Origin of the sequence: Rhodococcus sp. ENV425, from assembly GCF_002887785.1 — a bacterium.
Taxonomy (GTDB): Bacteria; Actinomycetota; Actinomycetes; order Mycobacteriales; family Mycobacteriaceae; genus Rhodococcus; species Rhodococcus aetherivorans.
This window is the reverse complement of the sequence record NZ_PCZU01000103.1, coordinates 16,544-23,217: the sequence shown is the minus strand read 5'-3', so window position 1 is coordinate 23,217 and position 6,674 is coordinate 16,544. Positions and strand designations below refer to the sequence as shown.

Annotated in this window: 7 protein-coding genes; 5 read left to right on the top strand and 2 right to left on the bottom strand. The window is 72.4% G+C overall.

From position 1 onward, the window contains the following. Window positions 1–783 (top strand): CopD family protein (locus tag CQZ88_RS08530; RefSeq protein WP_102799597.1); only part of this gene is annotated, 783 nt, incomplete at its 5' end. Between the two features lie 169 nt (window positions 784–952). Next, complete coding sequence (locus CQZ88_RS08525; protein ID WP_102799593.1) at window positions 953–1,681, top strand: ABC transporter substrate-binding protein; 729 nt, start codon at window positions 953–955, stop codon at window positions 1,679–1,681. On the opposite strand, the gene CQZ88_RS08520 is transcribed toward CQZ88_RS08525, so the two are convergent. Next, window positions 1,634–2,392 carry a DUF998 domain-containing protein gene (locus tag CQZ88_RS08520; RefSeq protein ID WP_235431145.1) on the bottom strand — a complete coding sequence of 253 codons (759 nt, stop codon included), beginning with the start codon at window positions 2,390–2,392 and terminating at the stop codon, window positions 1,634–1,636. The genes CQZ88_RS08525 and CQZ88_RS08520 overlap by 48 nt on opposite strands. Before the next feature lie 204 nt (window positions 2,393–2,596). Here CQZ88_RS08520 and CQZ88_RS08515 point away from each other — a divergent pair, with 204 nt between their 5' ends. The 3 genes from CQZ88_RS08515 (at window position 2,597) to CQZ88_RS08505 (ending at window position 5,812) form a co-directional block, all read left to right on the top strand. After that, window positions 2,597–3,514: a helix-turn-helix domain-containing protein gene (locus CQZ88_RS08515; RefSeq protein ID WP_006946068.1), complete on the top strand. Its 918-nt coding sequence runs from the start codon at window positions 2,597–2,599 to the stop codon at window positions 3,512–3,514. Window positions 3,515–3,740: 226 nt separating this feature from the next. Beyond that, on the top strand, window positions 3,741–4,121 hold the full coding sequence (locus tag CQZ88_RS08510) for a PLDc N-terminal domain-containing protein (RefSeq protein WP_029546925.1): 381 nt from the start codon (window positions 3,741–3,743) through the stop codon (window positions 4,119–4,121). 29 nt (window positions 4,122–4,150) lie between these two features. Further along, window positions 4,151–5,812 carry an alpha/beta-hydrolase family protein gene (locus tag CQZ88_RS08505; protein ID WP_180986976.1) on the top strand — a complete coding sequence of 554 codons (1,662 nt, stop codon included), beginning with the start codon at window positions 4,151–4,153 and terminating at the stop codon, window positions 5,810–5,812. A gap of 47 nt (window positions 5,813–5,859) precedes the next feature. Here CQZ88_RS08505 and CQZ88_RS08500 read toward each other — a convergent pair whose 3' ends face one another. After that, window positions 5,860–6,501: a UdgX family uracil-DNA binding protein gene (locus CQZ88_RS08500; RefSeq protein WP_102799595.1), complete on the bottom strand. Its 642-nt coding sequence runs from the start codon at window positions 6,499–6,501 to the stop codon at window positions 5,860–5,862. Window positions 6,502–6,674 lie beyond the last annotated feature (173 nt).

The window sequence follows — 6,674 nt, the reverse complement described above, 5'->3', positions numbered from 1 at the left end:
GCCACGCTCGGTGTCATGGTGCGCGACGAGCGGCGGCCCCCCGTCGCCCCCGGCGACGTCTGGCGTGCGATCGCCGGTCTCGGCGGGCTCTGGGTGCTGGCGGAGGTCGTGCAGCTCGTGCTGCAGGCCGCGGACACCACGAACGTCCCCGTGTCGCGGCTCGGGGTGTCGCGCTTCGCGGAGTACCTCGGCAGTGCGGGCGCCGGCCGGATCGGCGTGGCCGCGCTGCTGTGCGTGCTGGTGTGCACCCTCGTCGCCGCCCTCGCGTATCGCCGGTCGGCGGCGTGGCCCACGGTCCCGGTCCTCGTCGCCGCGGCGCTGGCGCTCATCGCCCGGCCGGTCACCGGCCACATGTCCCAGCAGGCCCTCGGATCGCTGCTCGACGCGGCGCACGCCCTGGCGGCGGCGCTGTGGTTCGGCACGCTCGTCGCGCTGGCCCTGACCGTCCGGTCCCGCGGCGCGTGGGCCCGGCTGCTCCCCCGGTACTCGGTGCTCGCGGTGCGATGCGTCGCCGTGCTCGCCGCGACGGGCGTCGTCGACGCGGCGGTACGGCTCGGCTCGGTCACGGCGCTCGTCGACACCGGATACGGCCGCATCGTGCTGGCCAAGACGCTGACCCTGACGGCACTGCTGGCGCTGGCGTGGTGGTGGCGGCGGACGTGGGTGCCGGCCGCGGCCGCGCACCGGGTCACCGCGGAGGCGTCCCTGCGCAACGCGGTACTCGAGGTCGCCGCGACGTCCGTCGCGTTCGGGCTCGCTGCGGCGCTGGCCACCAGCGCCTGAGCTGGCCCCGCGGCGTCCCGGCGTCTGGATTGCGGGAGTGTGACCGCGCACAATGGGAGGTGTCGAGAAGAGTGCGACGAAACGGACAGGCACAACGGACAGGACGGTTGCCGATGTCCGAATCCGGTGCTGTGACGACCCGCGTCCGGCCGCACCCGGGCCGCCAGTGATGACCACCCGGACCTCCGCACTGCGGGTGGGATCGGCGATGCCCGATCCGCCGTTCGAGTTCTACGAGCGTGGCGGGCCCGTGGGGTTCGACGTCGACCTCACCCGGGCTCTCGCCGGGCACCTCGGGCTGCGGTGGGAATTCGTCCCGCACGAGGGCGACGACTTCGAGACGATCTTCGACGAACTGGCGGCGGGGCGCTTCGACGTCGTCGCCTCCGGCACCACCGTCACCGAGCCGCGCCGCGAGCGGGCCTCGTTCTGCGCGCCGTACTTCGTGTCCGGGCAGTCCCTGGCGGTCGACACCGCCCGTCACCCCGCGGTGCAGGGGGTGGCAGACCTGACGGGCCTGACCGTCGGGGTGCAGCAGGGGAACACCAGCGAACCGGTGGTGAAACGCCTTCTCGCCGAGGGACGGATCGGCGGGATCCGGGTGTACGCGTACCACGAGATCGACCGTGCCCTGGACGAGCTGTCGACCGGCGGGTGCGACGCCTTCATGAAGCTCGGTCCCGTCCTGACGTGGCTGACCCGCGACCGGACGCACGTCGACGTCGTCGAGTACGACATCACCCGCGAGGAGATCGCCCTGGCGGTGCGCCTCGGCGATGCCGCGCTACGCGCCGATCTCGAGGAGGCGCAGCGCGCCCTCACCGCGGACGGCACGCTCGGCGCGCTGGTCTCACGATGGCTCTCCCCCGCTCGGGGCGACGGCACGTCGTCCTCCTGACGCACCGCGAAGCGATGCCGGCCGGGTGCGGCGGACGAGCAGAACGACCGCCAGCACCGCGACCCACAGCACGAACGCACCGAACATCACGCGTTCGACCGCGCCCATACCGGGGGTCGGCTCGGCGGCGGCGACCGCCGGCACGTACCGGCCCGTCCATGCTCCGAACGCCAGGATCGTCGCGACCGTGACCGCCGAGTACACCCGGAACCAGGTTCCGAAGGCAGCGGCCGCGAACCCGATCATCGCGCACCACAGCGAGACCGTGACCGCGCTGAGAACCAGGTGCATGGTGTCGCCGAGCGGCATGGCGGCCCCGGCCTCGATGTCCTCACGTCCGGTCATCGGAAACGGCAGCCACAGGGGTCCCACGAATCCATAGGCCACCAGGAGAACTCCCGCGATGCGCAGGGGGCGGACGCCGCGGCCCGTCCGCCACACGCCGATCCCGAAGGCGACGATCAGCACGTCGTACACGAATCCCACAGCGGTCAGGGGTGCCCGGGTCGGCGCGCCGACCGACGTCAGCTCGCTGATCGCCTGATCGAACCGGCTGTAGCCGTCGTAGAGCGCAGCCGCGAGTATCTCGTGCGCAACCACGTACAACAGCGACGACACGACCCCGCAGGCGAGCAGCACCGTCGACGCCGTGCTCGGACGGTGCGCCCCGTCGCGCCGGGCCTGGGATGTGTGCGGAGCAGGGGTGGACACCGTCGACCTCCCCGGACGCCGACTCGGCGGTGCGGGCGCCCGATGGGTCCAGCATGATCCGGCCGGGGAGGCGACGCCAGAGACCTTCGGCCCCGATCCCCGCGGAGTGTGAGCTATCCGTCGCCCGTATCCCCCGCCACGGCCGGTGCCGCATGCCACGCTGACGCACCGAGCCACGGACGCGCCGGGGCGGAAGGGACGAGGGTGTATCGGAAGATCGAACTGCGGGGCCGGCAGGGCTTCGAGGCGATGGCCTCCGATGCCGGGAACCGCACCGAGCTGTCCGTCCCCGACGTGACGCAGTTCCGGTTCCGGATGGAGATCTGCAACGTCGGGGCGATCAGTGTCGGCCGGGTGCAGATGTCACCGCATCGTGCTCTGGCCGGCGTCGTCGAGGACGGCGAGGTCGCGAACCTGTTCCTGATGCTCACCGGCGAGCGGGTGGTCGACGACGGCACCACCCGGGTACACGTCAAGAGCGGCCGGATCGTCCTGCAGGTCGGGTGGAATCGATACGAGGCCGCGGATGCGGACGGCTCGGACCTGCTCCTGGTGCGCATTCCCCGGCACCGGCTCGAGGAACGCGGACTCGATCTCGAGGAGACGGCCGTGACGTTCGGGCCGGCCAAGCCCACCATGTCGACGCACGCGCTCAACGCGGTGGGAATGGCCATGCTCCGCGAACGCGGTCGTCACAACACCACCGCGGCCCCGCGCGGCGTGGAGAACGCCCTGATCGAGCTCGTGGTGGGGCTGCACCACGAATCGCTCGGCTACGGCGCCGATTCCGGCGAACTGTGCGGCAGCGCGTACACCCGCGCCCTCACCCTCGTCCGGGCCCATCACAGCGACCCGAGGCTGACTCCGACCGTGATCGCGGAGCGGCTGCAGATGTCGTTGCGGAGCCTGCAGCGCGCCTTCGCGGCCCACGACACCACGGTCGCGTCCCAGATCCGGCGACTGCGCGCGCACCGCGCCGCAGTGCTCCTCCAGGAACCCGCCTATGCCCGCACCACGGTCGCCGAGATCGCGGCGATCGCCGGTTTCGCGTCCAGCGCCGAGCTGCGTCGCGCCCTTCGCGCGGTGCGCGGCGTGAGCCCGAGTGAGTTGCGACCGCACTGAGCTCGACCACACCGGGCTCGACCGCACCGGGCTCGACCGCACCGGGCTGCGACCACGCTGGACCTCGACCCGCACCCCGGAACAATCGTGGTGCATTTCGCGTCACCACGGTGCATTCTGCGCCGCCGTGTTCCGGTGCCCGGCGAAGACCGTGTACCTGTTTGCGTCCGGGTGTCCTTTCCGTCCGTTTCCCGGGCACCTCCGAACCGTGAAAGGCGTGTGCGTGATGCTGGATTCGTTGTGGGACCTGTTGTGGTACACCCTGGTCGTCTTCGCGTTCGTCGCGTACCTGCTGATCCTGTTCCAGGTGCTGACGGATCTGTTCCGTGACCGTTCCACGTCCGCCGTGGTCAAGGTCGTGTGGATCATCTTCCTGGTCGTCCTCCCGTACCTGACCGCCTTCGTCTACCTGCTGGTGCGAGGCCGCGGCATGTCCGAGCGGCACGCGGCCGCCCACGAGGCGGCCCAGCACGCGGCCGACGACTACATCCGCAAGGTGGCCGGACGATCCCCGGCGGCCGAGATCGCCGAGGCCCAGGCACTGCTCGAGGCCGGGACGATCACCGGCGACGAGTTCGACCGGCTCAAGGCCAAGGCCCTGCGCTGACTACCACCGCTGACGTCGAGCCCGGCCGGGTGGTCACGCCGCGCGCTCGGCTGCTCGGCTACGGGCGCCGGTTCCACCCGATCGGTCTGGGCTTCGCGCTGGTGTTCTTCGTCTGGTCGATGACACCGTCGTTGCTGCCGCGGGTGTGGTATCTGCAGGGCGTGGCGTCGGGGCTGAGCCTGGTGACCGGCTACGGGATCGGCTGTCTGCTCGCCTGGGTGGTCCGGCGCTGCGGCGTCGATCCGCAGTGGTCGGAGCGGACCCGCCGGGTCGGCTGGTGGATTCTGGCCGGGGCGGCGCTGGTGCTGGTGCCGGTGTTCCTCGTGCTGGGGTCGTGGTGGCAGCAGATCATCCGGGACCTGGTGGGGGTGCCGCGGGCCCAGCGCTCGTTCTATCTGCTGGTGCTGCTGATCGCCCTGGTCGTCGCGCCGGCGCTGCTGGCGATCGGCCGGGGCCTGCGTGCGGGCACGAACCGGTTGACCCGGCTGGGCCGGCGGTACGTGCCCGGACCCGTCGCCCGGCTCGGGGCGGTGACCCTCGTGGTGCTCCTGAGCGTGTTCGTGCTCGACGGCGCCGTCCACCGGGGTGTGCTGGGCGTGGCGGAACGCTCGTCCGAGGTGGCCGATCAGGGCACCGCACCGGGTGTGGTGCAGCCCGGGCTGCCGGAACGGTCCGGATCGCCGGCCTCGAACGAGGCGTGGGACACCCTGGGCCGGGAGGGCCGCACCTTCGTCGCGGGCGGGCCGAGCGCCGAGCAGATCGAGACCGTCACCGGGGCGCCGGCGCGCACCCCGATCCGGGTCTATGCCGGCCGCGAATCCGCCGACACGGTCGAGGGCATCGCGGACCGGGTCGTCGCCGAGCTCGAGCGCACCGACGCATTCGACCGCCGGGTGCTGGCGGTGGTGACCACCACCGGCCGCGGCTGGGTCAACGCGAACGTCGCCGGGGCCTTCGAATACGTCGCCGGCGGGGATTCGGCGATCGCGGCCATGCAGTACTCGTTCCTGCCCAGCGCGTTGTCGTTCGTCGCCGACCGGGAGACGCCCCGGCTGGCGGGGCGGGCGCTGTTCGAGGCGGTGTATGCGGCGTGGTCGGCGCGGCCCGAGCCGGAGCGGCCGACGCTGGTGGTGTTCGGCGAGAGCCTGGGCTCGTACGGCGGTCAGGCGGCGTTCGCGTCGGGGCCGGACCTGGTCGCCCGGACCGACGGGGCGCTGCTGGTGGGTACCCCGAACTTCGCGCAGCCGTGGGGGGAGATCACCGCGGACCGCGACCCGGGGTCGCTCGAGCGGCTGCCGGTGGTCGACGCCGGCCGCCACATCCGGTTCGCGTCCCGCCCGGACGATGCGGACCTGCCCGGGCCGTGGCAGTTTCCGCGGGTGGTGTTCTGGCAGCACGCGAGCGATCCGATCACCTGGTGGTCGTTCGAGCTGTTGCTGCGGGAGCCGGACTGGTTGCGGGAGCCGCTCGACCCGGATGTGGATCCGGGCATGCGGTGGCTGCCCTTCGGCACGTTCTGGCAGGTCACGCTCGACATGGTGTTCTCCGCCGACGTCCCGTCCGGGTTCGGCCACGCGTACGGGCCGGAGGCCGCGCAGTTGTGGGCGGACATCCTCGCCCCCGACGGCTGGGACGAAGCGGCCACCCACCGGGTGCAGAACGCCCTCGCCGGGACGGCGTCCGACGACTGAACCGCTGTGGGTACCGAACAGCTGTAGGTTCTGGACAGCTGTAGGTACTACAGCGCCCCGGCGGCCACCCGCAGATCGGCGACCAGCCCGGCGAGGGCCTCGTCCCGCTGCTCCGCCGGTCCGCGCAGGATCGCCGACGGGTGGATCGTGGCGACGACGGCCGGAGCGGACGGAATCTGCACCTCCCCGTCGACGTGCAGGATCTCCCCCCGGTGCGCGGTCACCCGGAACGACGGGCCGAGCAGCGACTGGGCCGCGGTGGCGCCGAGGCACACGAGCACCTCGGGCTGCACGGCCCGCAGTTCGGCGACCAACCAAGGCCGGCACGCGACGATCTCGCCGCGTGCCGGTTTCTTGTGGATGCGACGCCCGCCGGCGGCCCGCTCGAACTTGAAGTGCTTGACCGCGTTGGTCACGTACACCTCGCCGCGGTCGATCCCCGCCTCCTCGAGGGCCCGGTCGAGCAGCCGCCCGGCCGGGCCGACGAACGGCTCCCCGGCCCGGTCCTCCTGATCGCCGGGCTGCTCGCCGACGAGCACGAGCCGGGCCGTGGCCGGGCCGGCGCCGAACACGGTGCGTTCGGCGTTCCGGTACAGCTCGCATCCGCGGCAGCCGCCCGCCGCGGCCGCGAGCTCGGCCAGGTCGGTGGTCTCCGGCACGAACTCCTCGGCGCCCGGTTGCCTGCTCACCGCCACCTCCCTTCGGTGACGGACGGGTACCCACCGGCGCTCAGGACATGCGCAGCCGCGACACCCAGGCCCGTGTGTCGGCGGGATCGATGACGTCGTCGAGTTCGAAGATCGTCGCGGCCTGCAGGGCCTTGCCGTGCTGGTAGGCGGCGGCGACGAGCTGCGCGAACAGC